This window comes from Actinosynnema sp. NPDC023658 (assembly GCF_040639995.1).
GTDB lineage: Bacteria > Actinomycetota > Actinomycetes > Mycobacteriales > Pseudonocardiaceae > Actinosynnema.
The window spans coordinates 1-1,835 of sequence record NZ_JBFAAX010001055.1; the positions used below are offsets into that span (position 1 = coordinate 1).

Below are 1,835 nucleotides of genomic sequence, written 5' to 3' on the forward strand. Positions count from 1 at the left end.
GCTCCCCGTCGCGCCGGCACAGCAGCGCGTGCGACGTGCCACCCGACAACGGCCGCACCACCTCCAGGCCCCAGTCCCGGCACAAGCCCGCCACCAGCGGCTCCACCCCGGCCAACCACGACCGCACCCCCGCGCCGAACCGGCGCACCATGCGGTCCTCCAGCGTCGCCACTCAGCCGTCCAACCTCAGGATGAACTCCTCCACGTCCTCACCGCGCCCCGCCGCGAACCCCACGTCCTCGCCGATCGCGACGAACCCGCACTTCGCCAGCACCCGCAGCGACCCCACGTTGTCCACCGCCGTCCGCGCGTACAGCGGCCGCCGGCGCTCCTCCCGCAGGAACAGCTCCAACGCCGCCGTCGCCAACCCCATGCCCCAGTGCTCCCGGTCGATCCAGCAGGTCACCTCCGGCCGGCCGAACCGGGTGAACCGCGCGACGTGCCCCACGACCTCGCCGTCGAACACGACCGTCCGCGTCACCGTCGACTCGTCGGCCAGGTTCCGCGCCCACCGCACCAGGAACGCCGCCCGGTCCGACGGGTCCGCCGAGGTGAACGCGGCCATCCGGACCGCCTGCGGATCACGCTGGTGGTCGAAGAACACCAGCACGTCCCCGACGGTCACCTCGCGCAGTTCGACGCCCACGCGGCAAGTACACAACACGCACCCGCGTCGTCAGAAGATCCCGCGCCCGTTCCCGCGCACGACCACCCCGCCGGGTCGACGTCGGGTCGACGCCGGTCAGGACCCGGACGGGCTCAGAACGCGGGCCAGGGGATCGCCGGCCAGTCGTCGGACGGCTCCGGGTACACCCCCGCCGCCAGCAGCTTGTCCACCCGCTCCACCAACGCCGCCACCTCGGCGCGCGTCAGGTGCTCGTGCAGCCGGTCCGACAGCCCGCCGTCCAGCTCCGACCGCAGCCGCCGCAGCGCCTCCACCGCCTCGTCCGGCAGCTCCTCGCCCAACCAGCCCCACAGCACCGTGCGCAGCTTGTCGTCGGTGTGCAGGCAGATCCCGTGGTCCACCCCGAACACCCCGCCGTCCACCGCGTGCAGCACGTGCCCGCCCTTGCGGTCGGCGTTGTTCACCACCACGTCGAACGCCGCCATCAGCCGCACCCGCGGGTGGTCGGCGTGCACCAGCACCGCCGGCTCCCCGTACCGGTCGTGAGCCCGCAGCACCGAACGCCACCCCGGCCGCACCTGGTCCACCGGCACGATGTCCACCAGGTCGTCGTCCTCACGGGTGTCGACCCACCACTGCACCATGCCCGACCCGAACGGCCCCGCCCGCAGCACCGTCGGCGGCACCAGGTGCAACCCCGCCGCCTCCGACACCAGGTACGTGGACACCTCGCGGCCCGCCAGCGTGCCGTCGGGGAAGTCCCACAGCGGCCGCTCGCCCCGCACCGGCTTGTACACGCACTGCGCGGACACGCCGTCCAGGCTGACCCGGCAGAACAGCGTCGCGTTCGACGCGTCCACCAACCGGCCCTCGACCTCGATGCGGCCACGCCGCAGTAACTCGAGGACCTCGTCGCGTGCCGGCCCCACCGCCGGTCTCAGCCCTCGTCCGAGCGGCGGTAGCCGTTCTGCCGCGGGCAGACGTGCCCCTCCGGGTCCAGCGGCTCCGCGCACAGCGGGCACGGCTTGCGCCCCGCCCGCACCACCCGGTCGGCGCGCTCGGCGAACGCCCTCGCCTCCACCGGGCTCAGGAACACCCGCACCGCGTCCGGACCCTCCTCGGTGTCGTCGAGGACCACCGCCTCGTCGACCTCCTCCTCGGTGATCGCGAGCAGCTCGACGACCACCGCGCGGGACTCGGCGTCCCAGCC

General features: G+C 73.9%; 3 protein-coding genes. All 3 read right to left on the reverse strand.

Annotation, left to right across the window (positions count from 1 at the left end; translation table 11 throughout):
• Positions 1–172: 172 nt before the first annotated feature.
• Positions 173–646 carry a GNAT family N-acetyltransferase gene (locus AB0G02_RS37980; protein ID WP_360804682.1) on the reverse strand — a complete coding sequence of 158 codons (474 nt, stop codon included), beginning with the start codon at positions 644–646 and terminating at the stop codon, positions 173–175.
• A gap of 113 nt (positions 647–759) precedes the next feature.
• Positions 760–1,554 (reverse strand): SCO1664 family protein, encoded by a 795-nt coding sequence (locus tag AB0G02_RS37985; RefSeq protein ID WP_360804685.1) that lies wholly within the window; start codon positions 1,552–1,554, stop codon positions 760–762.
• 8 nt (positions 1,555–1,562) lie between these two features.
• The coding region (locus AB0G02_RS37990) for a DUF3090 family protein (protein WP_360804688.1) at positions 1,563–1,835 on the reverse strand (273 nt) is incomplete at its 5' end.